At 73.3% G+C, this 24561-nt stretch carries 19 protein-coding genes; 12 read left to right on the top strand and 7 right to left on the bottom strand.

Features of this window, described 5'->3' with window-relative positions:
• Window positions 1–94: 94 nt before the first annotated feature.
• From BMZ30_RS11495 to BMZ30_RS11485, 3 genes are read left to right on the top strand one after another with little or no spacing between them, the layout of a single operon-like run.
• A complete protein-coding gene (locus BMZ30_RS11495; RefSeq protein WP_093378901.1) occupies window positions 95–493 on the top strand; it encodes a VOC family protein in 399 nt (132 codons plus the stop codon).
• Window positions 490–1488, top strand: coding sequence for an ATP-binding cassette domain-containing protein (locus BMZ30_RS11490; RefSeq protein ID WP_093378899.1), 999 nt, complete (start codon window positions 490–492; stop codon window positions 1486–1488). The genes BMZ30_RS11495 and BMZ30_RS11490 overlap by 4 nt, the downstream gene beginning before the upstream one ends.
• The gene (locus BMZ30_RS11485; RefSeq protein WP_093378896.1) at window positions 1485–2312 is read left to right on the top strand and encodes an ABC transporter permease; all 828 of its coding nucleotides are present in this window, start codon (window positions 1485–1487) and stop codon (window positions 2310–2312) included. The genes BMZ30_RS11490 and BMZ30_RS11485 overlap by 4 nt, the downstream gene beginning before the upstream one ends.
• A 13-nt stretch (window positions 2313–2325) precedes the next feature.
• Here the strand turns inward: BMZ30_RS11485 and BMZ30_RS11480 are convergent, their stop codons facing one another.
• From BMZ30_RS11480 to BMZ30_RS11465, 4 genes are all read right to left on the bottom strand, one after another.
• Window positions 2326–4305: a DUF6541 family protein gene (locus BMZ30_RS11480; protein ID WP_093378894.1), complete on the bottom strand. Its 1980-nt coding sequence runs from the start codon at window positions 4303–4305 to the stop codon at window positions 2326–2328.
• A 7-nt stretch (window positions 4306–4312) separates the two neighbouring features.
• Window positions 4313–5605, bottom strand: a complete 1293-nt coding sequence (locus tag BMZ30_RS11475) for a nucleotide sugar dehydrogenase (RefSeq protein ID WP_093378891.1) — start codon at window positions 5603–5605, stop codon at window positions 4313–4315.
• A 147-nt stretch (window positions 5606–5752) separates the two neighbouring features.
• Complete coding sequence (locus BMZ30_RS11470; RefSeq protein WP_093378889.1) at window positions 5753–7003, bottom strand: glycosyltransferase family A protein; 1251 nt, start codon at window positions 7001–7003, stop codon at window positions 5753–5755.
• Window positions 7000–8133, bottom strand: coding sequence for a glycosyltransferase family 4 protein (locus BMZ30_RS11465; protein ID WP_177191361.1), 1134 nt, complete (start codon window positions 8131–8133; stop codon window positions 7000–7002). The genes BMZ30_RS11470 and BMZ30_RS11465 overlap by 4 nt, the downstream gene beginning before the upstream one ends.
• Before the next feature lie 87 nt (window positions 8134–8220).
• Here BMZ30_RS11465 and BMZ30_RS11460 point away from each other — a divergent pair, with 87 nt between their 5' ends.
• The 8 genes from BMZ30_RS11460 to BMZ30_RS11425 all read left to right on the top strand — a co-directional run bounded on the left by BMZ30_RS11460 (window position 8221) and on the right by BMZ30_RS11425 (window position 18386).
• A complete protein-coding gene (locus BMZ30_RS11460) occupies window positions 8221–9618 on the top strand; it encodes a sensor histidine kinase (protein ID WP_093378883.1) in 1398 nt (465 codons plus the stop codon).
• The gene (locus BMZ30_RS11455; RefSeq protein ID WP_093378880.1) at window positions 9615–10379 is read left to right on the top strand and encodes a response regulator transcription factor; all 765 of its coding nucleotides are present in this window, start codon (window positions 9615–9617) and stop codon (window positions 10377–10379) included. Before BMZ30_RS11460 ends, BMZ30_RS11455 begins: the two co-directional genes overlap by 4 nt.
• A gap of 122 nt (window positions 10380–10501) precedes the next feature.
• A complete protein-coding gene (locus BMZ30_RS11450; RefSeq protein ID WP_093378877.1) occupies window positions 10502–11938 on the top strand; it encodes a TrkH family potassium uptake protein in 1437 nt (478 codons plus the stop codon).
• Window positions 11939–12054: 116 nt separating this feature from the next.
• The gene (locus BMZ30_RS11445; RefSeq protein ID WP_093378873.1) at window positions 12055–13077 is read left to right on the top strand and encodes a LacI family DNA-binding transcriptional regulator; all 1023 of its coding nucleotides are present in this window, start codon (window positions 12055–12057) and stop codon (window positions 13075–13077) included.
• A gap of 345 nt (window positions 13078–13422) precedes the next feature.
• Window positions 13423–14727: an ABC transporter substrate-binding protein gene (locus BMZ30_RS11440; protein ID WP_093378869.1), complete on the top strand. Its 1305-nt coding sequence runs from the start codon at window positions 13423–13425 to the stop codon at window positions 14725–14727.
• Between the two features lie 121 nt (window positions 14728–14848).
• A complete protein-coding gene (locus tag BMZ30_RS11435; protein ID WP_093378867.1) occupies window positions 14849–15850 on the top strand; it encodes a carbohydrate ABC transporter permease in 1002 nt (333 codons plus the stop codon).
• Window positions 15847–16776: a carbohydrate ABC transporter permease gene (locus tag BMZ30_RS11430; protein ID WP_093378865.1), complete on the top strand. Its 930-nt coding sequence runs from the start codon at window positions 15847–15849 to the stop codon at window positions 16774–16776. The genes BMZ30_RS11435 and BMZ30_RS11430 overlap by 4 nt, the downstream gene beginning before the upstream one ends.
• A gap of 113 nt (window positions 16777–16889) precedes the next feature.
• Entirely contained in the window at window positions 16890–18386 is a 1497-nt protein-coding gene (locus BMZ30_RS11425; RefSeq protein WP_093378863.1) for a GH1 family beta-glucosidase, read from the top strand.
• 86 nt (window positions 18387–18472) lie between these two features.
• Here the strand turns inward: BMZ30_RS11425 and BMZ30_RS11420 are convergent, their stop codons facing one another.
• Window positions 18473–19543 carry a magnesium and cobalt transport protein CorA gene (locus BMZ30_RS11420; protein ID WP_093378860.1) on the bottom strand — a complete coding sequence of 357 codons (1071 nt, stop codon included), beginning with the start codon at window positions 19541–19543 and terminating at the stop codon, window positions 18473–18475.
• Between the two features lie 195 nt (window positions 19544–19738).
• Here BMZ30_RS11420 and rocD point away from each other — a divergent pair, with 195 nt between their 5' ends.
• Window positions 19739–20968 carry an ornithine--oxo-acid transaminase gene (gene rocD, locus BMZ30_RS11415; protein ID WP_093378857.1) on the top strand — a complete coding sequence of 410 codons (1230 nt, stop codon included), beginning with the start codon at window positions 19739–19741 and terminating at the stop codon, window positions 20966–20968.
• A 96-nt stretch (window positions 20969–21064) separates the two neighbouring features.
• On the opposite strand, the gene BMZ30_RS11410 is transcribed toward rocD, so the two are convergent.
• Together BMZ30_RS11410 and BMZ30_RS11405 are read right to left on the bottom strand one after the other, a co-directional pair.
• Window positions 21065–22936: an HNH endonuclease signature motif containing protein gene (locus BMZ30_RS11410; RefSeq protein ID WP_093378855.1), complete on the bottom strand. Its 1872-nt coding sequence runs from the start codon at window positions 22934–22936 to the stop codon at window positions 21065–21067.
• Window positions 22937–23434: 498 nt separating this feature from the next.
• Window positions 23435–24559 carry a glycosyltransferase family protein gene (locus tag BMZ30_RS11405; protein ID WP_093378852.1) on the bottom strand — a complete coding sequence of 375 codons (1125 nt, stop codon included), beginning with the start codon at window positions 24557–24559 and terminating at the stop codon, window positions 23435–23437.
• Window positions 24560–24561: the final 2 nt, after the last annotated feature.

The following is a 24561-nucleotide window of genomic DNA, read 5'->3' as shown; positions in this document are numbered from 1 at the left end:
CCCGATGAGTTCCGCCCGCGCGCCGAGTCAGACCTCGTGACGGCGCACGACCGCGCCCACGTCTCGACCACGACCCGCCGCTGAGGAGCCCGCCATGGACCGCATGATCTTCGTCAACCTCCCGGTCACCGACCTCGCTCGGTCCCGGGCATTCTGGGAGGGCCTCGGCTTCGGCATCGAGGAGGCCTACACCGGACCGGACAGCGTCGCCGTGGTGGTCTCCCCCACCATCTACCTGATGCTGCTGACCCCGGCGCGCTTCGCGGACTTCGTCGTCGGCCCGGTCGCGGAGCAGGCGCACGGCACCCGCGCGATCTACTGCCTGTCCGCCGAGAGCCCCACCGAGGTCGACGACCTCTCCGCCCGCGCGCTCGCCCTCGGCGGAGGCGCGTGGGGCGACCCCCTGGCCGACGGCCCCATGTACAGCCGCTCGTTCACCGACCCCGACGGGTTCGTGTGGGAGGTCATGCACATGGCCATGGAGCCGGCATGACCGGCACGCTCGCCGTCGAGGCGTCGGGACTGGTCAAGCACTTCGGTGACACCACGGCGGTCGACGGCGTCGACCTCGCCATCCCCGCCGGGTCCGTCTACGCGCTGCTGGGGCCGAACGGCGCAGGCAAGACCACGGTCGTGCGGATGCTCGCCACGCTGCTCCGTCCGGACGCCGGGCACGCGCGCGTCCTGGGCTACGACGTCGTCGCCGACGCCCACGACGTCCGCACCGTCGTCGGGCTCACGGGCCAATACGCGTCCGTCGACGAGGACCTCACGGGGCTCGAGAACCTCGTCGTCATCGCCCGCCTGTACGGGTTCCGGCCGCCGCAGGCTCGCGCGCGCGGCGTCGCGCTGCTCGAGGCGTTCGAGCTCGGCGAGGCCCGGGACAAGCAGGTCAAGGCGTACTCGGGCGGCATGCGTCGCCGCATCGACCTGGCCGCCTCCCTCGTCATGAGCCCGTCCGTGCTGTTCCTCGACGAGCCGACGACGGGCCTCGACCCCCGCAGCCGCAACCAGGTGTGGGACATCGTGCGCCTCCTGGTCTCCGAGGGCGCGAGCGTGCTGCTGACCACCCAGTACCTGGACGAGGCCGACCAGCTCGCCGACCGGATCGCCGTGATCGATCACGGGCGGGTCATCGCGGAGGGCACCGCGCCGCAGCTCAAGGCGTCGGTCGGCACCGGCACCGTGCGGATGCGCCTGGCAGACCCGACCCGTCGCGCGCAGGCCGCCGCCGTCGTGGAGCGGGTGCTCGGGACGCCCGTGACCCTGCTGCCGGACGCCGCGGCGCTCGAGGCCCGGGTGGCCGACGACCGCACCGAGGCCGCGGCGCACGTGCTGCCCGCGCTGCTCGACGCCGGCATCGACGTGCCCGAGCTCTCGCTCGGTCAGCCGACCCTCGACGAGGTGTTCCTCGCGCTCACGGGCGAGCCCGCAGCGACGGACGAGGCCGACGCCGCCAGAGCCACAGCCCCGGAGGAACGACGATGACCACCCTCGACGCCCGACGCACCAACGCGCTCCGTGCCGCCGTCGCGGTGCCCGAGCGCCCGACCCGACCCTCCGCGCTGAGCGCCACCATGACCTTCGCCTACCGGGCGCTGCTGAAGATCAAGCACGTCCCCGAGCAGCTGTTCGACGTCACGCTCACCCCGGTGATCTTCACGCTCATGTTCACGTACCTGTTCGGCGGGGCCATCGCCGGGGACACGGGCACCTACCTGCAGTTCCTGCTCCCGGGCATCGTCGTCCAGACGGTCCTCGTGGTGACCGTGTACACGGGCTTCACGCTCAACACGGACATCACCAAGGGGGTGTTCGACCGGTTCCGGTCCTTGCCCGTGTGGCGGCCCGCGCCGATCGTGGGGGCGCTGCTGGGCGACACGGTGCGCTACTCGGTCGCGTCGGCCATCACGATCGGGCTCGGCCTGGCGCTCGGCTTCCGCCCCGCGGGCGGCGTCACGGGCGTGCTCGCCGCCGTCGGCCTGCTGCTCGTGTTCGCGTTCGCGATCAGCTGGGCGTTCGTGATCCTCGGGCTCGTGATGCGCAGCCCCAACGCCGTCATGGGCGTGTCGATGCTCATCCTCATGCCGTTGACGTTCGCGTCGAACATCTTCGTGGACCCCGCGACCATGCCGGACCTCCTGCGTGCGTGGGTCGACGTCAACCCCGTGTCCCACCTGACGACCGCGGTGCGCGGGCTGATGGCAGGCACGGCGACGCTCGCGCAGGTCTCGTGGGCCCTGATCGCCTCGGCAAGCCTCACGGCGCTGCTCGCCCCCGTCACCATGGCGATCTACCGGCGCCGTTCGTGACCGGGCGTCTCCCTCAGCCCTGCCCGCAGCCCGTCACGCGGTAGAGGGTCGCGGTCCCGCCCGAGTCGACCTCCTCGACGCCGGTGGCGGGCAGCCGCTGCAGGCCGGGGGCCGAGGGGCTCACCTTCGCGCCGTCGGCGACGGTCGCGGTGTCGAGGTAGAAGTGGGTCACGCCCAGGTCGCGTACCGCGTCGCACACGGCCGGGTCCTCGCCCAGGGCGAAGAAGCGGTCAGCGAGCACGGCCTGGGACTCGGACATCCCGGACGTGCCGAGCTGCGGCAGGGCGGCCCGGCGGTGCGCGACCGAGTACGCGAAGGGCGCGCCGTTGTGCGGGTCGCCGAGGATCACCGAGTCCGGGGGCGTCGTCGTCTCGAGGCGGCGGACGAGGGCGATCTCCTCCTCGGACAGCATGGTGCCCCAGGCGATCCGTCCGGGCTCGTAGGCCTCGGCGAAGCGGCCCGCCTTGGCCGGGGCGTACCAACCCGCGGTGGCGACGACGACGATCCCGGCGAGCAGGGCGGCGACGGTCGGGAGGGGCCGGGCCCCGAGGGGCGCGAGGCGTGGGAGACGTCCCTCGCGCAACCGCGCGCGCAGCCACGCCGCTGCTGCGAGCAGCCCGAGCGCGCCGAGCGGCGCGGCGACCACCGGGTACACGGCGGCGATCCGTGCCGACTGCGTGTACCAGAACCCGGCGAGCATGCGCAGCGGGTTCTCCGGCCCGGCCGCGAGCGCCACCATCGCGATGACAACCCCCCACGCGACGACGAGCCAGCGCAGCTGCTCGCGCCGGGCGGGGCTGCGCAGGACGGCGAGCACGCCGAGGATCGTCAGTGCGGCGATCGGGAGGTTGCCGACGAACGGCACCGCCAACGGCAGGTCCGTCAGCGTGCGGTAGGCCGTGACGGGGTAGAACGCGTTGACGTTCCGCTCGAACCGCAGCATGTTCTGCACCGTGGGGCTGGTCAGGACGACGACGAGCGCGGCCAGCAGCACCAGCCCGCTCCCGACGGCGAGGGCGAGCACGGCGCGCCGGCGTCCGCCGCTCCACTGGGTGCGACCCCACCGCACGGCCGCGACGACGACATAGGGGCCGGCGACCAGGAGGAACGAGAACAGCCCTGAGCCGTGCGCGAGGACCACACCCCCGACGGCCACGGCGACGGCGAGCACGGCGACCACGCGCCCGCGGCCGTGCGCGCCGCGGGTGCCGGCGATCAGCAGGGCGAGCGCACCGGGGACGAGAGCGATGGCCGCGCCGAACGGCCACTGCGCGAGGGTCGCGAGGATCACCGCCGGGAAGGCACCGAAGCCGGCGGCCACGACGAGCGTGAGGCCCGCGCCCGTCCAGGTCCTCAGGACGACGCGGCCCAGGGCTCCCATGCCCAGCAGCCACGCGAGGACACCGAGGACGAACGTGGACGCGTTGGCGGCGACGGCCACGCTCGCGGGCACGAGCGCGACGAGGCCGTGCCACGCCGCCGGATAGTAGAAGCGCGGCCCGATGTCGCCGAACAGGGGTGCCATGGCGCCCAGCGTCGAGGCGTTGCCGGTGTCCCGGATCGCCTGCACCCCGTTGGCGTGGAACACGGAGTCCCAGTGCTGGTGCAGCGCGCCCGGCGAGCCCATGCCGACGGCGATCGGGACGGCCAGCAGCGCCGCGGCCACGACGAAGGTGAGCGCGAGCAGGCTTGCGGTGCGGCCTCGCGGAGACGGCTCCGCGAGGGCCCCGAGGCACCCCCGCGCCCAGCGACCGAGCACGGCGGCCACGACGGCGACGAGGACCCAGCCCGCGAGCACCGGGGGCCACGCCCACGCGATCCCGGCGAGGTTCGCCACGATCGCGAGCACGGCGTAGACCGCGACCGACACGGCGGGCCCACCGCCGAGCGCGAGGACGCCGCGCACGCCGAGCAGGCGCAGCACCACCGTCCCCGGGAGCACCACGGCCGTCGCGAGGAGGAGCGTGGGGCCGAGCATCGCCGTCCAGGTCACGTCGGGCTCAGCCCTGCCCGACGACGATCCGTGGCACGCCGGTCCAGCGCGCCGGGTCCGTCACCCGGCGACCGTCGACCAGGAGCCGGATCCCCGGCAGGTCGGCCGGTGCGAGCTCCCGGTACTCCGCGTGGTCCGTCTGCACGACCGCCACGTCGACCTCGTCGCCCCGCCGGTGTGCCGTCCACCCCAGCGCGGCGAGCTCGGCGTCGTCGTACAGCGGGTCGTGCACGGTGACGCGCGCACCGCGGGACTCGAGCGCCGCGACCGTCGCGAACACGCCCGAGAACGCCGTCTCCTTCACGCCGCCGCGGTAGGCCGCGCCCAGCACGACGGCGCGCAGTCCGGCGAGGTCGCCGAGGACCTCGGCCGCGCGACCGACGACGTGCTCGGGCATGGCCGCGTTCACGGCGCGGGCCTCGCGCACGATCGACGCGTCGGGGTCCACGGACAGGTACAGGCGCGGGTAGACGGGGATGCAGTGCCCGCCGACGGCGATGCCCGGGCGGTGGATGTGGCTGTAGGGCTGGGAGTTGCACGCGTCGATCACGGCGTAGATGTCGATGCCCGCGCGCTCCGCGAACGCCCCGAACTGGTTCGCCAGCCCGATGTTGACGTCGCGGTACGTGGTCTCGGCGAGCTTGGCCATCTCCGCGGCCTCCGCCGAGCCCAGGTCCCACACGCCGTTGGGACGCGGGAGGTCGGGTCGCTCGTCGAACGTGAGGACGGCCTCGTAGAAGTCGACCGCACGCGCCGCGCCCTGCGCACTGAGCCCGCCGACGAGCTTGGGGTAGCGCCGCAGGTCCGCGAAGACGCGGCCGGTGAGCACGCGCTCGGGCGAGAAGACGAGGTCGAAGTCGGTCCCCTCGCGCAGGCCGGAGACCTCCTCGAGCAGCGGCTTCCAGCGCTCGCGCGTCGTCCCCACGGGCAGGGTGGTCTCGTACGAGACCAGGGTGCCCGGCGTCAGGTGCGCGGCCAGCGAGCGGGTCGCGGCGTCCATCCACCCGAAGTCGGGCTGCGCGGTCTCCTCGTCCACGAACAGCGGCACGACGAGCACGACGGCGTCGGCACCCGGGATCGCGTCGGCGTAGTCCGTCGTCGCGCGCAGCCGGCCGGCGGGGACGAGCGCGGCGAGCTTCTCGGCGAGGTGCGCCTCGCCCGGGAAGGGCTCGCGGCCGTCGTTCACGGTGGCCACGGTCGCCGGGTTGACGTCGACCCCCACGACCTCGTGCCCGGCGTCGGCGAACTGGACCGCGAGCGGCAGGCCGATCTTGCCGAGGGCGACGACGGCGATGCGCATGCGAGGAGTCCTTTGCTCGGGGCTGGCGCCGCGTCCCGCGGGCCTGGGCCAGCATATCGAGGGGGTCGAACGCTCCGGGGGCCGGACACGAGGGGCTGCCGGCGACGGGCGCGACCGAGGTCCAGCCCGCGAGCACGGCGAGCCGCGTCAGCCGAGACGCGCCAGCACCGACGCCACCATGACGCGCAACGGCGCCTCCCGGGCGAGCACCTGCCGCGGGTCACGCGGGAGCAGGGTGACCGGTGTGCCGTGGCGACGGCGGCGCCGGGACAGCGCGAGGAGCTCCGTCGCCGCGGCGCCGGGCGCCCGCGCCGCCCCTCCATGCTGGGCGAGCGCGTCGAGCAGGTCCCGGTCCGCGCGGGACAGCACGACCGCGTACCCGGGTGCGGCTGCGTCGAGCGCCGTCACGGTCGCGACGAACGCGTCGAGGTCGGCGGACGTCCAGCGCGCCGGGTCGGGCCGGTTGTGCACGGCCCCGCACACGTGGATCCGCGCGAGCTTCACCGCCACCCCGCGCCGTGCCACCACTGGCAGCCGGACGAACCACGGCTGGGCGACGAGGTCCGTGACGCACGCGAGCTCGGCCGCGGCGGGCTTGTGCGCGAACGTCACGCGGTCCGCGGCGTCGGGGCCGATCAGGTACGCGGGCCCGTGGCGGTCGAGCACCACCCGCGACTCGAGCCACAGCCGCGTCGAGAACGCCACATCCTCGCCGACGCCGAGCCCGGGCACCATCCGCAGCTCGAGCGCCTCGAGGGTCGCCCGGCGCACGAGCCCGAGGGGGGCGCTGCGGTAGGCGAGGCGGTCGCGGACGCCCGACACGCGGCGTCGGCCCGGACGTGCCGGGGGCGTGGGCACCGCGTCGGAGCCGACCAGTCCGAGCCGCGCCAGCGCGCCGGCGGCCGTGCGCACGAGTGCCGCCCCCTCGACCCGCCCGTGCCGCAGGCGCGGCACCACGGCGTCCGCGTCGTGCTCGCGCTGGCGGGCCAGCCACGAGTCCACCGCGCCAGGCTCCAGGGCGTCGTCCGAGCCCATGATCGCGACGAACGGCGCGGTCGTCCGGTCGAGCCCGAGATTGAAGGGGCCCGACGGGCTGCGCGTGCCGTCGTCGAGGGCGAGGAGCCGGAGCTGGTGCGGGGTGTCGCGCAGCCGCGCCCGGACGTCGTCCAGCAGCGCGTCCACCTCGGCCGGGGCGACGTGGTGGCACACGACGGTGATGCGCACCGGTGCCGCCGTGGCGAGCACCGAGCCGACGGCACGGGCGATCGGTCGCGCCGTGGTGTGCACGGCGACGACGACGTCGACGACGGGCTCGGTGCCGGCCGGCGACACCTCCTGCGCGCGGCCCGCGCCCGACGGCGACGAACCCTCGTCCCGCTCGCCGCCGCGGCGGCTCATGACCGCCCCGGGCGCGAGGGCCCCGCGACGGCTTCGCGGTAGGCGCGCTCGTAGCCCGCGACCACGCGTTCCGCGGCGAAGGCCCCGCCGATGCTCCCGGCGACGTCGGCGGCGGTCAGGTCGCGCGTGTCCGCGTCCACCCGGAGGATCGCGTCGGCGTACGCGGCGGGGTCCTGGACTTCGACGAGCGCACCCACGCGCGGGGCGACGTACTCGCGCTGCGCCCCCGTCGCGCCGACCACGACGGGTCGCCCGTGCGCGATGGCCTCGGCGATCGCGACGCCGAAGGTCTCGCGGCGCGTGGGCAGGAAGAACAGGTCGGCCGCTGCGAGGTGGGCGCCGACGTCGGCGGGCGCGACGGAGCCGGTGATGGTGAGCCGCTCGTGCACGTCCAGCTCGCGCGCCAGGGCCTCGGTCTCGGCGCGCAGCGGCCCGTCGCCGACCCAGGTGAGGTGGACGTCGACGCCGCGCGCCGCGAGCTCGGCCACCGTGCGGACGGCGACGCAGGGATCCTTCATGGGGTTGAGGAACCCGACCGCGACCAGCCGCAGCGTGGCGTCGCGGTCGCCGTCGCGGTCGCGGCGCGCGGGCGGCACGGCGGGCGTCGCGGCGATGCACGGCACGACGGCGGTCGGCCGGGAGCCGCGCAGAGCCCGGATGGGCGCCGTCGCGTACTCGGAGACGGCCGTGACGACGTCGGGACGCAGCAGGAGGCGCTCCAGGACCGGCATCGCGAGACGCAGCGGGAGAGCCAGGTGGCGCCGCGACGTCACACCCTGCCAGTGCTCGGTGTGCAGCCACGGGCGGTCTGGCCGCGCGCGACCCAGGAACGGCAGCAGCGTCGAGAACGCCATCGTGTGCACGACGTCGGCCCAGCCGCTCTCCGCCGCGACGGCGGCGTGGGCGCGCGCGAGGTGCGCCGGCCGGCCCGGGTGCATGACGAGGCGTCGGACCGGCACCCCGCCGTGCTCCGTGCGCTCGGGCCCGCCGTCGTGCAGCCGCGGTGCGACGAGGTGGAGCACCCGCACGTCGTTCTCGGCCGCGAGCGCGAGCACGTCCTTGGCCACGAACGCTCCCGTCGCCGGGTCGTGGGCGCCAGGGAACCACGTCGTCACCACGAGGATCTTCACGCGCCCAGCGTAGATTGGTCGCGCGGTGGCCGCCGCGCGACCGTCACCAGGGCTGTCGTGCCCGGCCCGTGCACGACGAGGAGCGTCATGACCCGACCCGACCATGGGCGCGACCACGGGCTGTCCCGTGCCCGCACCGCCGGCGGGTGGGCCCTGGCCGTCCTCGGTCCGCCGGCGTTGACCGGCGTCCTGCTGCTCGAGCGCGACAACCTCTCGCTCGCGAGCGACCTGATGTTCTTCTTCACGCTCGTCGTCGCCACGGCGATCGTCGGCGGCCTCCTGCCCTCGCTCGCCGCCGCGCTGCTCGCCTCCTCCCTGCTGAACTACTTCTTCACCGAGCCCACGCGCGAGCTCGTCGTCGCGGACGGCGAGGACGCGCTGGCGCTCGTCGTGTTCGTGCTCGTCGCGGTCGCGGTGGCCTCGGTCGTCGACGTCGCCGAGCGACGCTCGGGCCAGGCCCGGCGCGCCCGGGCGGAGGCCGAGCTGCTCGCCGACCTGTCGCGCGCCGTCCTCGACGGGGGCGACGCACCCGCCGACGTCGCGGCCGTCCTCGCGCGGCACGCACCGGGGCACGGCGTCCGGGTCGAGGAGCGCGACGTCGCGACGGACACCTGGGTGACCGTGCACGAGCACCCGGGCCCCGCCGACGGCTCGACGTGGTCGGCGGTCGCCGGGCGGCTGCGCATCCGCGTCACCGGCCCCACCGGGCTGGGTGACGCTCGGCTGCTCGACCGCTTCACGGCCCAGGCATCGCTCGTCCTCGAGGGCCGCCGGCTGCGCGCGCGGGCGGCCCGCGCGCTCGAGCTCGAGCAGGCCGACGCCACCCGCACGGCGATCCTCACCACCGCGTCCCACGACCTGCGCACCCCGCTAGCGGCGATCCGCGCCGCGGTCGACGGCCTGCGCCACGACCACCTGCTCGCCCCCGAGGACCGGGTGGCCCTCACCCGGACCGTCGAGGTGTCGACCGGGCGCCTCGAGCGCCTCGTGGGCAACCTGCTCGACCTCTCCCGCCTGCGGGCCGGCGCGGTGCGCGCCCAGCTGGTGCCGGTGAGCCTCGACGAGATCCTCCCGCTCGCGCTCGACGGCCTCGCCGACCGCGTGCAGCTGGACCTGCCCGAGTCCCTGCCGCTCGCGTGGACCGACGCCGTGCTGCTCGAGCGCGTCGTGGCCAACCTCGCGAGCAACGCCGCGCGGCACGCGGGTCCCGGAGCGCGCCCCCTCGTCGCGGCACGCGCCGGCGACGACGCGCTCGTCGTCACCGTCGTCGACGACGGACCCGGCATCGCACCCGCGGACCGCGAGCGCGTCTTTCAGGCGTTCGAGCGGCTCGGGGCAGGCGCCGACCACCCGGCCGGCATGGGGCTGGGGCTCGCCGTGGTGCGCGGCCTCGCGGAGGCGATCGACGCGGAGGTCTCGCTGCGCGACACCGAGGGCGGCGGCCTGACCGCCGTCGTGCGCGTGCCCCGGGCGGACGCACGATGAGCGCCCGGGCCGACCTCGGCGCGGGTGCCGGCGGAGCGGACCACAGCGGACCGGACGCCGCCGGGCGGGAGGCGTCCGCCGTGGTCGCGCCGAGCGTCCTCGTGGTCGACGACGACGCGAGTCTCCTCGGGGCCGTGACGATCAACCTGCGCACCCACGGCTGGGACGTGCGGACCGCGACGACCGCCGCCGAGGCGCTCGAGGCCGCCCGCGCGCCGGTCGACGTCATCCTGCTCGACCTCGGGCTGCCGGACGCCGACGGGCTCACCGTCATCCCGCGTCTGCGCGCGCTGGCCGCGACCCCGGTCGTGGTGCTGTCCGCCCGCTGGCACGAGCCCGACAAGGTCGCGGCGCTGGACGCGGGCGCCGACGACTTCATCACCAAGCCGTTCGGGTCCGAGGAGCTCCTGGCCCGGCTCCGGGCCGCGGTCCGGCGTGCGACCCCCGGCACGGACGCCGTGCCCGTCCGCGCCGGCGCCCTCACGATCGACCTCGCGCGCAAGCGTGTGCACCGCGACGGGGTCGAGGTGCGGCTCACGCCGACGGAGTGGTCCCTGCTGGAGATCCTGGTGCGGCACCGCGGGCACCTCGTGGGCCGCGAGCAGCTCCTGCACGACGTGTGGGGCCCGGCCTACCGGACGGAGACGAACTACCTGCGGGTGTACGCCGCGCAGCTGCGCCGCAAGCTCGAGGACGACCCCGCGGCCCCTCGCCACCTCATCACGATGCCGGGGCGCGGCTACCTCTTCGACGACCGTTAAGGAACCGTCAAGGTCTTCGCCCGGGGGACCTTTTCGGCCCGACGGCGAGTCCGCGACGCCTAGCGTGGCGACTCGTTGCCCGCCCCGACCCCGGGACCGGGACCCGTCCTGGAGCCACCCCGATGTCCGCCGCGTCACCCCTGCTGCTGCGCCTGCGCACCGCGCCCTTCCTGTCCACCCGCACTCCCGTCGCCCCACCGCGACCGGGCGGACGCGGGCAGACGTACCGGCCGGGAGCCCGCCGCAGGCCCGGGCAGATCGTCGCCGCAGGCTTCGTCGTCGCCGTCGTCCTCGGGGCGACCCTCCTGCTCCTTCCTGCGGCCAGCACCACCGCGCACCGGCCCACGATCCTCGAGGCTGTGTTCACTGCGACGTCGGCCGTGTGCGTGACGGGCCTGACGGTCCTCGACACCGCGACACAGTGGACGACGTTCGGCCAGGTCGTGATCATGGCGCTGATCCAGGTCGGCGGGTTCGGTGTGATGACCCTCGCCTCCCTGCTCGGCCTGCTCCTGTCGCGGAGGCTGAACCTCCAGACCCGGATGGTCAGCGCGTCCGCGACCCGCAGCGTCGGTCTTGGCGACGTCCGGACGACCCTCGTCGGCATCGGGATCGTGACTGCGGTGGTCGAGGGGGCCACGACGCTCGTCCTGGCCGGCCGCTACGTCGTGTCCTACGGCGAAGAGCCGCTCCGTGCACTGTGGCTCGGCCTGTTCCACGCGGTGTCCGCCTTCAACAACGCTGGCTTCGCGCTGTTCAGCGACAGCCTCTCGAGCTTCGCGACCGACCCGTGGATCTGCGTGCCGATCGCCGTCGCCGTCGTGGTCGGCGGGATCGGGTTCCCCGTCATCCTCGAGCTCACCCGCTCGCGGCGCCGGCCGAAGAGCTGGAGCCTGCACACCAAGATCACCCTCGCCGCGAGCGCCGTCCTCCTCGTCGTCGGGGGCGCCTTCGTGACGATCGCCGAGTGGACCAACCCCGCCACGCTCGGCCCCCTCGACGCGCGCGGCAAGATCCTGGCGGGGTTCTTCCAGGGCGTGATGCCGCGGACCGCCGGCTTCAACTCCGTGGACACGGGCGCCATGAACAACGGCACGTGGCTCGGCACGGACGTCCTGATGTTCATCGGCGGCGGCAGCGGCAGCACCGCGGGCGGCATCAAGGTCACCACCTTCATGGTCCTGTTCGTCGTCATGTGGGCCGAGCTCCGCGGCGACCCGGACTCGGTGCTGTTCGGCCGACGGCTCGCCCCCGCCGTGCAGCGCCAGGCCCTCGCAGTGGTGCTCCTGAGCATGGCGACCATCGCGGTGGCGGCGATCACGATCACCAGCACGTCGCCGTTCACCTCGGACGAGGTGCTGTTCGAGGTCGTGTCCGCGTTCGCGACCGTCGGTCTGTCCACCGGCATCACCGCGGAGCTCGCGCCGTGGCACCAAGGCATCATCATCATGCTGATGCTGGCGGGTCGGCTGGGGCCGGTCACGCTCGGCACCGCGCTCGCGCTGCGCGAGCGGCAGCGACTCATCCGGCTGCCGGAGGGCTCGCCGATCGTCGGCTGACGCTCGGCACCGGGCCGCGACGGCGGGCGGGCGCGTCCGACACCCCGCCGGGCCGGGCGGGCATACTGTGTGCCGAACCCTCCCGGTCCGGGCGGGCGCTGGGAAAGGGACGAGACATGGTGCGCCCCGCACGCACGCACGCCGCGACGCTCGACGACGTCGCCGCGCGCGCCGGGGTGTCCCGCGCCACCGCGAGCCGGGTCCTGGCGGGGTCGAGCAAGGTCAGCGAGCGCGCCCAGCAGGCCGTGCGGGACGCCGCGACCGAGCTCTCCTACGTCGCCCGCCAGGCCGCCCGTGAGCTCGCCGGCGGGCGCAGCGACGCGATCGCGTTCGTGGTCTCCGAGACCCGGGAGCGGTTCTTCGCCGACCCGTTCTTCGCCGGGGTGCTGCGGGGCGCACAGGCGGCCGCCTCCGACCACCGCCGCCAGCTGATGTTCGCGATCGTGTCGACCGACGACGACCGCGCGCGGTTCGAGGAGTACGCCGCGGGCGGGCACCTCGGCGGCGCGATGTTCCTGTCGGTGCACGCGAACGAGCACCTGCCCGGCCGGCTCGAGCGGCTGGGGATCCCCGTGGTGCTCGCGGGTCGACCTCCGGGCCGACGTCCCGCGCTGCCGTTCGTGTCCCCCGACAACGTCGCAGGCGGACGCTCGGCCGCGCACGTCCTGATCGAGCGCGGCTGCCGCCACGTCGCGACGATCGCCGGCCCGCCGGACATGACGGCCTCCGGCGACCGCCTGCTCGGCTTCCGCGCCGAGCTCGCCGAGCATGGCCTACCCCTGTCCGACGAGCTCGTGGTCGCCGGGGACTTCTCCCCCGACAGCGGCTATGAGGTCGCACGCGGGCTGCTCGCTCGCGACCCCGGCATCGACGGCATCTTCGCCGCGAACGACCTGATGGCGCTCGGCGCCCTGCGCGCCCTGCGCGAGGCCGGCCGCAGCGTGCCCGACGACGTCGCGGTCGTCGGGTTCGACGACGTCCCGCTCGCGGCACAGGCCCACCCCCCGCTCACCACCGTCCGGCAGCCGCTCGAGGCCATGGGGCGGCAGATGACCCGGATGCTGCTGGACGCCCTCGACGGCCTGCCCGTGACGTCGGTGACGCTCGCGACCGAGCTCGTGGTGCGCGACTCCGCCTGAGCCAGGCCGGCTCTTCCCGGGCGCGCCCGGAGCCGCGCGGCACCGGCGCTAGGCATGGCGCGCGCCCGCGCTGGAGGTACCCGCTCACGCCCGTGCGCGTCGTCGGCGACGGCTGTCCCCTCCTCCGCAGAACGGACGCCTCTTGACAGAGCCGGACGAGATGACGCAGAGTCGTGAACGGAATGAAAGCGCTTTCTCAGCGTTCATCACCTGTCGACCCCGCGTCGACAACCCACCCAGCACCGGCTGCCGGGTGGGGCACACCGGTCAGAGCGGACCGGTGGGGATCGCTCGATGTCGACCGATCCTGCGAGCCAGCCGGCCCCCGGGCCGCGAGGAGGAACGATGTTCACAGCACGTAGATCCGCAGGAGCGACCGCCGTCATCATGGCGGGCGCCCTGACGTTGACCGCCTGCTCGGGTTCGTCCGAGGCCAGCGACCCGACCACGGGCGCGAACGGTGAGACGGTCCTGACGGTGTCGCTCTTCGGCACCTTCGGGCTCGACGAGGCGGGCCTGTTCGACCAGTACGAGGCCGAGAACGAGGGCATCACGATCCAGTACGAGTCCACCCAGGGTGAGGACAAGTACTGGCCCGCGCTGCAGACCAAGCTGAACTCGGGATCCGGCACCGCCGACATCCAGGGCATCGAGGTCGCGCGCATCGCCGACGTCGTCACGAACCAGGCCGACCTCTGGACGGACCTGTCCCAGACCGTCGCCGCGGACCGCGTCGGCGACTACGTCGACTGGAAGGCGGACGCCGCCACGACCACCGACGGCAAGGTCCTCGGCCTGGGCACCGACATCGGCCCGATGGGCCTGTGCTACCGCACCGACCTGTACGACGCCGCTGGTCTGCCCTCCGACCCCGAGGAGCTCAAGCAGCGCCTCGGCTCCTGGGACGACGTGATCGCGCTCGCCGAGGAGTACAAGGCGAACGCGCCCGAGGGCAGCGCGTTCTTCGACTCCGCGGGCGGGCTCTACAACGCCATCGTCTCCACCGAGTCGGAGATCTACTACAACGCCGCGGGCGAGCTCGTCGTCGAGAACAACGCCGCCGTCAAGGACGCGTTCATGAAGTCCGCGGCCGCCGGGCAGTCGGGCCTCACGGCGAAGCTCGAGCAGTTCAAGGACCCGAGCTGGGACGCGGGCTTCGGCTCCGGCACGTTCGCGACCATCGCCTGCCCGTCCTGGATGATCGGCTACATCAAGGGCAAGGCCGGTGACGCCGGCTCCGGCCAGTGGAACATCACCGAGCTCCCGGGCGGCCAGGGCGGCAACTGGGGCGGCGCCTACCTCGGCATCCCCGAGGCCTCGAAGAACAAGGAAGAGGCGGCCAAGCTCATCGCGTGGCTGACCGACGCCGAGCAGCAGGCCAAGGTGTTCGAGGTCGGCGGCAACTTCCCGTCCAACACCGAGGCGTTCGACGACGTCGCCGACTCCACCGACGAGTACTTCAACGACGCCCCGACCGGCGAGATCTTCTCCGCGTCTGCCCAGTCCGCCCCGACCCAGATCCTGGGCGTGGGTGACGGCGTCGCCAAGAACGCGCTCACCCAGGCGCTGCTGTCCGTCGAGGTCAACGGTGTCAGCCCCGAGGATGCCTGGGCCAACGGCATCTCGAAGATCACCAACCAGCTCGGCTGACCGGCGCGGTGGGGACGGGCGCTCGCCGGCCGTCCCCACCGCTGTCGCCCCCACCGCCGCCGCGGCCCCGCCGCCGGCCCCGGCCCGTCTCCCCGCCCACCCCCTCATCGAGAGGCCCGTCATGACCGCCACCGTCTCGGCGCCCAACCCGCCGGCCGCCTCAGCCGATCCCGGCCGGCCGGCTCCCCCGCCGCGCCACCGCGGGCTGCGCGGCCTGCTCTTCCGCTGGGAGGCGAAGTCGGCGCCCTACGTCTACATCGCGCCGTTCTTCCTCGTCTTCGCGGCCTTCGGCCTCTTCCCCCTGCTGTACACCGCCTGGGTGAGCCTGTTCGAGTTCCGGCTCAACTCGGAGATGACATGGGTCGGGCTCGACAACTTCGTCTGGCTCTTCACCAACGAGGCGTTCTACAACGCCCTGTTCAAGACGATCACGATCGGCATCCTCTCGACCGTCCCCCAGCTCATGCTGGCCCTCGGGCTGGCGCACCTGCTGAACTACAACATGCGCGGACGCACCCTGTTCCGGGTGTCGATGATCATGCCGTACGCGACGTCGGTCGCCGCCTCCACCCTCGTGTTCGCGCAGCTGTTCGGCCGTGACGGTGGCTTCGCCAACTGGACCCTCTCGCTCGTCGGGCTCGACGCGATCGACTGGCGCAACGGCGACATCAGCGCACAGATCGCGATCGCCGTGATCGTGACCTGGCGCTGGACCGGCTACAACGCCCTGATCTACCTGGCGGGGATGCAGTCGATCCCCCAGGACCGCTACGAGGCCGCGCAGATCGACGGCGCCAACCGCTGGCAGCAGTTCGTGCACATCACCCTGCCCGGCCTGCGCCCCACGATCCTGTTCACGATCGTCGTCTCGACCATCGGCGCCACGCAGCTGTTCGGCGAGCCGCTGCTGTTCGGCGGCGGTACGCCCAACGGCGGCGCCGTGAACCAGTACCAGACGCTCGGTCTGTTCATGTACCAGCAGGGCTGGGAGTTCGGGTCGCTCGGCCGTGCGGCGGCCGTCGCATGGGTGACGTTCCTGCTGATCGTGGTCCTCGTCCTGATCAACGCCCTGATCATGCGCCTGCGCACCCGCGAGCGCCTGTCCGACGGAGGATCCGAATGAGCACCGTCGCCGCCACCGGCGTCGTCGTCCCCGACGCGGCTGCCCGCAGCGCCGCCTCGCGCGGCGCCCTCTACCCCGCGCCCGCCCGGCGCCGCCGTCGCGGCCGCGGCAACCACGACGCCGGCTGGGGCACGTACGTGATGCTCCTCGTCACCGCCGCGCTGTTCATCGCGCCGTTCTACTACATGATCGTCGCGGCCAGCCGGCCGATGTCCGAGATGGTCCAGTCACCTCCGCCGCTGACCCCGGGCCCCTACCTGTGGGACAACATCACCACGGCGCTCGAGCAGCAGAACATCGCCAAGGCGATCGCGAACTCGTTCCTCGTCTCCGGCGTCGTCACCGTCGCGACGCTGCTGCTGTGCACGCTGGCGGGGTTCGCGTTCGCGAAGCTGCGGTTCAAGGGCAAGAAGTTCCTGTTCACGCTGACACTCGGCACGATGATGATCCCGACCACGCTCGGCGTCGTCCCGCTGTACATGGTGATGGCGGAGTTCAACCTGACCGGCAACCTGCTGTCGGTCATCCTGCCGACGCTCGTCACGGCGTTCGGCGTGTTCTTCATGCGGCAGTACCTCATCCAGTCGCTGCCCGACGAGCTCATCGAGGCCGCCCGCGTCGACGGCGCGACGTCCCTGCGCACGTTCTGGTCGATCGTCCTGCCGATCGCCCGGCCCGGGATGGCCGTGCTCGGCATGCTGACGTTCATGACGGCGTGGAACGACTTCTTCTGGCCGGTCATCACGCTGAACTCGTCCAACCCGACCGTGCAGGTCGCGCTGAACAACCTCGGCAGCGGCTACGTCCCGGACACCGCGATCATCATGGCGGGCACCCTCGTGGGCACCGTGCCGGTGATCATCGTGTTCCTGCTCTTCGGCCGGCAGATCGTCGGTGGGATCATCGCCGGGGCGGTCAAGGGCTGAGCGACTCGCGCTGCCCCTCCCCGGCGTCCCGCCGCACCTTCCCCTCATTCCCCGCACCACATTCGACCCCCATCCTCGACCAGAGACGGAGCCGGGCCTCGCGCCCCACCACCATGAGCACCTTCCTCGACCAGCCCGCCGCGACCCTCGCCCCCGACGCCGTTTCCCCCGGCCTCGCTCCCGATGCGCTGCCAGCCTCCCTCAGCTCGCTCCCGCCGGACTTCGTCTGGGGCACGGCCACGGCGTCGTACCAGATCGAGGGGTCGGTGACCGCGGGTGGCCGAACCCCGTCGATCTGGGACACCTACAGCCACACGCCCGGACGGGTGCACGACGGCGACCACGGCGACGTCGCCGACGACCACTTCCTGCGCTACCGCGAGGACGTCGCGCTGATGAAGGACCTCGGGCTGCAGGCCTACCGGTTCTCGATCGCGTGGCCGCGCATCACCCCGCACGTCACGGCCGACTCCCTCGGCCCGGTCAGCGAAGAAGGGCTCGACTTCTACTCCCGGCTCCTCGACGAGCTCCTGGCCGCCGGCATCACTCCGGCGGCGACCCTCTACCACTGGGACCTGCCCCAGGCGCTCGAGGACGCGGGCGGCTGGCCCGCCCGCGCGACCGCGGAGCGGTTCGCCGAGTACGCCGGGCTGGTCGCCGCGCGGCTCGGCGACCGCATCGACAGCTTCATCACGCTCAACGAGCCGTGGTGCTCCGCCTACCTCGGGTACGGCAGCGGTGTGCACGCCCCAGGGCGCACGGACCACGCGGACGCCCTCGCCGCCGTGCACCACCTCAACCTCGCGCACGGCCTCGCCACCACGGCGATCCGTGCCGAGCGGCCCGACGCCCAGGTCGGCGTGACGCTCAACCTCGCCTGGGTGCGCCCGGCCGACGCCGACTCCCCGGCCGACGTGGCTGCCGCGCACCGCATCGACGGGCTGCAGAACCGCGTCTTCCTCGACCCGATGCTCGACGGGACGTACCCGCAGGACATCCTCGACGCGACGTCGTCGGTCACCGACTGGTCGTTCGTGCACGACGGCGACCTCGCGGCCATCCACCAGCCGCTCGACTTCGTCGGGGTGAACTACTACAGCCCGACCGTCGTGCGCGCCTACGACGGTGTGGGTCTCCGCGAGGAAGCCGACGGGCACGGTGACGGGGCCGTCAGCGCGTGGCCGGCGTGCGAGGACATCGAGTTCCCCGCCCAGCCCGGTCCGTACACGGACATGGGCTGGTCGATCGACGCCCGCGGCATGTCCGAGCTGCTGCTGCGCATGCACCGCGAGCACCCTGGGCTCGACCTCTACGTCACCGAGAACGGCTCGGCGTTCCCCGACCACGTCCAGCCGGACGGCTCGGTGCAGGACGACGACCGCATCTCCTACCTGCGCGACCACATCGAGGCCGTGGCCCACGCCGTGCGGGAAGGCGCGCCGGTGCGCGGCTACTACGTGTGGTCGTTCCTCGACAACTTCGAGTGGGCGCGCGGCTACACCAAGCGCTTCGGCATCGTCCGCGTCAACTACGAGACCCAGGAGCGCACGCCCAAGGCCAGCGCGCACTGGTACGCCGGGCTGATCGGTGAGCACACCGCGAAGGACTGAGGCTTCACGCGGCTGTACGCACGCGTGCGGCTGGCGGCACCGGTCGCCAGCCGCACCGACGCCAGCCGCACCGGCGCCCGGTCCGGTCACAACCAGCGCTTGCGCTTGAACACCGTCCACAGCGTCACGCCCAGAGCCACCATCAGGGCGAGCGAGAACGGGTACCCCCAGGCCCACGCCAGCTCCGGCATGTGGTCGAAGTTCATGCCGTACACCGAGGCCACGAGCGTCGGGGCGAACAGGATCGCGGCCCACGAGGAGATCTTCTTCATCTGCTCGGCCTGGTCGATCGAGGCCTGCGTGAGTCGCCGGCTCTCCTCACCTTGCGCGAGGCTGGCGGCCGCGAGTCGGCGCATGGCGTCGTTCTGCTCCTGCGTGACGAGCGTCGAGTGCAGGGTCAGGGCGTTCTCCAGCAGCGTGCGAAAGGTGTGCGCCCGTTCGGTGATACGGATCGCGTGGTCGAGCACGTTGCGCAGCTCGTGCTGGACCTCGTCCTCCGTGCCGTACTTCGCCGCGCCGCGCAGGAGGGCGTCGAGCATGTCGGGGAGCGGCCCGATGGCGCGCTGGAAAGCGATCACCTCGCCGAGCAGCTGGTAGATCCGCTTGGACGAACCCGGGTTGACGACCCCGTCGAACAGGTCGTCCTCGATCTCGTCGATGTCTCCCTGGAGCCCGGTCACGACCGGGGCGTACGCGTCGACGATCTCGTCCGTCACCGCCGCCAGCACGGCCTCGGACCCTCGCGCCAGGAGGTCGGGGCGAGCTTCCAGCCGGCGGCGGACACCCGTGAGGTCGGGCAGCTCCGCGTGACGCACGGTCACCACGAACGAGGGGCCGACGAACAGGTGCACCTCGCCGAACTCCACGCTCTCCTCGGCGTCGTGGTACCAGGCGGGTCGCAGGACCACGAACAGCGTGTGCCCGTACCGCTCGAGCTTGGCCCGCTGGTGCCCCTTGTGCGCGTCCTCGACCGCCAGGGGGTGCAGGTCGAACCGCTGGGCCACCGCGGCCAGCTCGCCGTGCGTCGGCCTGAGCAGGCCGATCCACGCCAGATCCTCCACGCCCGGTGCACCGGCGTCGGGCTCCGCGACGCCCAGCGCCGACCTTCCCGGCGCACGCACCCCGTCCACGTAGATGCCGTCGTCGACGACTGCCATGGCTCGACTCCCTCTCGCTCGTTCCCGCTCGCATCATGCCTCGCGCAGCACGTGGCTGGGCATCCGTCGACCTGCTCGGGCGTGGCGGCGTCCGCGCCGCAGCCCGCAGCGGCCGCGCTCGCCACCAGACTCGCTGTCCGCGCCCCCTGTCGCGGGAGCCTCCACGCCACGTAGTGTCGCCGCAAGGAGGCTCCCATGACCGTCGACCGAGACACGCGCGCGGTGCTCGCGCAGAACTACCACCCGCTGGACGTCGTGCTGGTCGAGGGCGAGGGCAGCTGGGTGACCGACGTCCAGGGCCGGCGCTACCTGGACTTCCTCGCTGGCTACTCGGCGCTGAACTTCGGGCACCGCCACCCGGCCCTCGTCGAGGCGGCCACGCGACAGCTCGGGCGGATCACGCTGACGTCGCGGGCGTTCGACCACGACCAGCTCGCCCCCTTCGCCCTCGGCGTCACCCGTCTCACGGGCACCGACATGCTGCTGCCGATGAACACCGGCGCCGAGGCCGTCGAGACCGCGATCAAGGCCGCGCGCAAGTGGGGCTACGAGGTCAAGGGCGTGCCCGCCGAGCAGGCGACGATCATCGTCGCCGAGGGCGCGTTCCACGGGCGCACGACGACGATCGTCTCCATGAGCACCGACCCGGAGGCGCGCGACGGGTTCGGTCCCTTCACACCGGGGTTCCGCATCGTGCCCTACGGGGACGCCGACGCCGTCGCCGCCGCCATCGACGCGACGACCGTCGCTATGCTCGTCGAGCCGGTGCAGGGCGAATCCGGGGTGCTCATCCCGCCCGCCGACTACCTGACGCGGCTCCGCGCGCTCTGCACCGATGCCGACGTGCTGCTCGTCCTCGACGAGGTGCAGTCCGGGCTCGGGCGCACGGGCACGACTCTCGCCCAGGAGCTCTCCGGGGTCCAGGGCGACCTCACGACCCTCGGCAAGGCGCTCGGCGGCGGAATCCTCCCGGTCTCGGCCGTCGTCGGCCGACGCGACGTGCTCGGGGTGTTCACCCCTGGGACGCACGGCTCGACGTTCGGCGGGAACCCGCTCGCGTGCGCCGTCGGGCTCGCCGTGGTCGACCTGCTCGAGCCTGGGACGCTGCAGGAACGGGCCCGGACGCTCGGGGTGGTCATGACGGCACACCTGGACGCGCTCGTCGCCGAGGGTCTCCTGTCCTCGGTGCGCACCACGGGCCTGTGGGCCGGCCTCGACGTCGCGGTCCCCGGGCTCAGCGGGCGCGGCCTGTGCGAGCAGCTGGCCGCGCGCGGGGTCCTCGCGAAGGACACCCACGGCGACACGATTCGGCTCGCCCCGCCGCTGACGATCTCGGAGGAGGACCTCACCCTGGGACTCGACGTGCTCGGCGACGTGCTGCGCAAGGCAGCCAGGCGCACCGGCATGGACTCCGTCGAGGGGTGACGTCCCAGCGCACCTCGCGGCGTGACGTGTCCGCGCAGGTCGCCACGATGCAGGTCGCCACGATGCGCGAAGCCGCGCAGCGCGCGCTTCGATACCTCACCCATCGGGAGGTTCACCCGCTTGGGGCTCGCCCTGGCCCACCTCCGACTCTCGCGGGCGCACCTCCGACTCGCCCATTCCCGCCTCCGACTCTCGCGGGCGCACCTCCGGGGCAGGAAGCGGCGGTGGTCTCCCCGGCGTGTGCTCGTAGCTGTGGCCGGTCGGCGTCGTCCAGCGGAACGTCCCGGCGGACGGCTGCTCGAGAGAGAAGCCACCGTCCGTCTTGATCTGGTGGTCGCGCGGACACAGCGGCCCGAGGTTGTCGTGACTGGTCGTGCCGCGACCCCCGCCCCGGTGAAAGTCGACCGTGTGGTCGAGGTCGCAGCCGAACGCCGAGGCGCCACAGCCCGGCCGCGCACACGACTGGTCGCGGTGGCGCACGTGGGCGTCGAGGTCCGCGGGCGGCCGGTACGTCGTTCTGCCCACGTCGAGGACCGTGCCGGCCGTCGGGTCCGTGACGATCCGACGCCAGGTCCCGTCTGCAGCCAGTCGTCGCGCCGTGCCAGCGTCGATCGGGCCGTACCCGGCGAGCTCCCCCGGCTCCTCGGTGAGGCCGAGCAGAGTCGTCAACGGCACCGTGACGTTCACCTGGGCGCGGCGCGGGGTCCAGCCGTCCCGTCGTCGCGGACTCCTCGGCGGGGGCGCCGCTGCCGCGCCGCTGGCGCCTCTGGCCGCAGGCCCTCTCACGGGGCCGCTGACGAGGGACCCGCCGCCGCTCGGCGCGCCGATATCCGTGCCACCAGGTGCGGGCGTGTCCCCGTGCGCCGCACCGGTCAGCGCGTCGACGAAGAGGTCCGCGCGCAGCTGGTCCAACGTCCGCCCATCGCCCGCCGCACGGAGGCCCCGCGCGTGCGAGTCAAGATCGGCGTCGATCGTGATCGCTCGGTCCGCGGGGAGCACGGCCCACATGCCAGCCATGCCGTGGGCGAGCGCCCGCGGCCGGTCCACGCGCCTGCCGCGGCACGCCTGCTCCACCCGCGCACTCGCGCCCGCCGGGTCCAGCGCGATCAAAGCACGCGAGACGTCCTTGGCCAGTTGCCCCGGCGAGCGCTCCGGCGCACGATCCAGCACGAGGTCCTGGACGTCCGCGCACCCGGCGTCCGGAACTCCGGCCAGACCGTCGTGGATAGCGCGCACCTGTGCCAGGTCGAGCCGGCCGCGCTCGAGGAGCTCGCCCGTCGGCGCGAGCGGACCGACCAACGCACGGGCCATGTCCACCATGACGTTCGCCGCGCGTCGTGTCCGGCCCAGCCGCAGGGCCAGCTCCTCGCCTGTGACGTTCGGGCGCGCGACACGGCCCGCAGTCGCCGGCCACGGCGGGTTCATGGACTCTCGGTCCGCGAGCACCGCGACGGCCTCCAGTTGCTGCGCCTGCGCCCAGGAGACGACGCGGTCCCAGGCCGCGACCGCCTCGACCACGTCATAGTCGTCGAGGCCGTCGAGGTCGGCTTCCAGCAGGGCGGACACCAGCGCGGCGCCGGGCTCGGCGGCGGCGAGGTCAAACGAGCGGTCGGCTGCCGGACGCCCGTCCATGCCGCCCGTCCACGCACGCTCCGGGACACCGCTCGGGCGTGCCGCGCCAGGGAGCTCTGGCGACCCGGACTTCTCAAACTCTCGATCCATCCCGGCCAGATCAGATGCGTCTGGCAGCCGCGCGGAGGATTGCTCGAACCACTCCTCCGGGGGCTCCCAGCACGACGTCCCGTCCATGTCCCAGGGCTCTTCCGGCACGTCGGGCGCGTCCGGCGCTACGAGCACCTCCGGTGAGGGCGGATCGACGACCGTGCAGCTCCCCGTGCCCCGGGCGGCCAACAGGCGCGCCCGGACGAGCACTGCGCGCTGCGCCTTCTCACCGCCGATCGTGACCATGAGTTCACGCTAGGCGTGACCCCTGACACGCCTAGCCGTCCTCACACAGGACAAAGCCCCACGCATCAGGCACTACCGCACGAAGCACCAAGCCCCAAGCCCCACACACCGAGTCGCCCGTCCGAGCTCACGTCGGCTCAGGTCGACCCAGACCAGCGCAGGCCCGCTCAGCCCGTCGTCAGAGCGAGATGCCGAAGAAGGCGAGCAGGATCATCAGCAGCGCCATGAAGCTCATCGTCGGACTCCTCTCGTCATGCGGAGGGCGTCGGGGGCGGCTCCTGTCCGGCGATCGACGGCCGTCCCCTCACCGAGCCATCGGCACGCCCTCCCCCCGGCTTGAGCGGCGAACGGCCTGGCCGGACCTGTCCACGGGCCCTGGGTAGGCCCGCTCACGCCGCACCCTGGGAGTCGCGGCTCGCGCAGGCCCGGACCACCGGGAGCATCGGACACCGGGCACAGTCCAGCGGCCCGCCTGGCGGGCGGAGCCCGCCGACCCGCCTAGCGGGCGGAACCGCCAACCAGGGCGTCCACGGCCCGCGCCCACCCGAGCACCTGCTCACCGGCGGACAGCTCCTCAGCAGCCGCGTGCGACGCCGCCTTCCACCGCGCGACCCGCTCGGGCGTGAGCTCGTCGAGCGTGCGCGCCAGCCCCTGGGACGTGAAGTCCTGCGTCACGAGCCCGAGACCGTAGCGCTCGACGTAGCCGGCCGTCTCCCACGACGGGCCGACGACGATCCCGAGCCGCGCCTGCACGTAGTCGAACAGCTTGTTGGGCAGGGCGTTCGCGTAGCTGAAGGTCGACGGAGGCAGGACGAAGACGCCGACGTCGTAGCCGTTGAGCGTCGCGATGAGCTCCGCGTACGGGACGGGGTCGAGGACTCGCACGCCGGGGATCTGCGCCGCACGCTCGCGGAGCTCGTCGATGTACGCCGGGTGGTTCGGTGTGATCAGCAGGTCGAGGGTGACGTCGGCCGCGCACCGGTCGACCGCGTCGAGCATGAGCATGAGGTCACGGTTGCGCAGCCCCGCGCCCGAGTGCACGAGCCGCAGCGGTCGCCCGACATCGCCCGGCTCGAGGTCGGCGTAGGGCGTCGCGTTCGTCACGACCCCGGCCTGGAACCCGAACTCGCGCGCGTACTCCCGCGCCAACCCCTCCCCGACCGTCGTCACCGACACGGCACGAGACACGTGCTTCCGGCACATCCACCGGAAGAACGGCGCGATCAGGAGCATCCAGAGGCGGTTCTCCTCGTGCAGGCGCGGGGAGTACTCGTGCAGGTCGGCGTGCACGGGTGCGCCCACCTCGAGGGCCACACCGACGGCCTCGACGTCGTTGGCCAGCACGACGTCGAAGCGGCGCCCGGCCAGCGCGACCCGCGCAGCGGCGACCGCGGGGATCGATCCGTACGCCCGCCGGTACTGCCGCAGCGTGACGGTGCGGCCGTCGGGCATCAGGCCTGCACTCTCCGGAGCAAGCTCGAGGTGCTCGACGACGCCCTCGGGCGCGGGCCCGAACCCGCACGTGGTCACCTCGTAGCGCTCCGCGAACAGGCGCACCTGCTTGAGCACGCGGGCGTCGCCGGCGATCGACGAGAAGGACAGGATCAGCAGTCGGGGAGCCACGG

The sequence above is a fragment of the Flavimobilis marinus genome (assembly GCF_900113055.1).
In the GTDB taxonomy this organism is placed as follows: domain Bacteria; phylum Actinomycetota; class Actinomycetes; order Actinomycetales; family Cellulomonadaceae; genus Flavimobilis; species Flavimobilis marinus.
The sequence above is the reverse complement of the archived record's forward strand: the minus strand, read 5'-3'. Positions and strand labels throughout refer to the sequence as shown.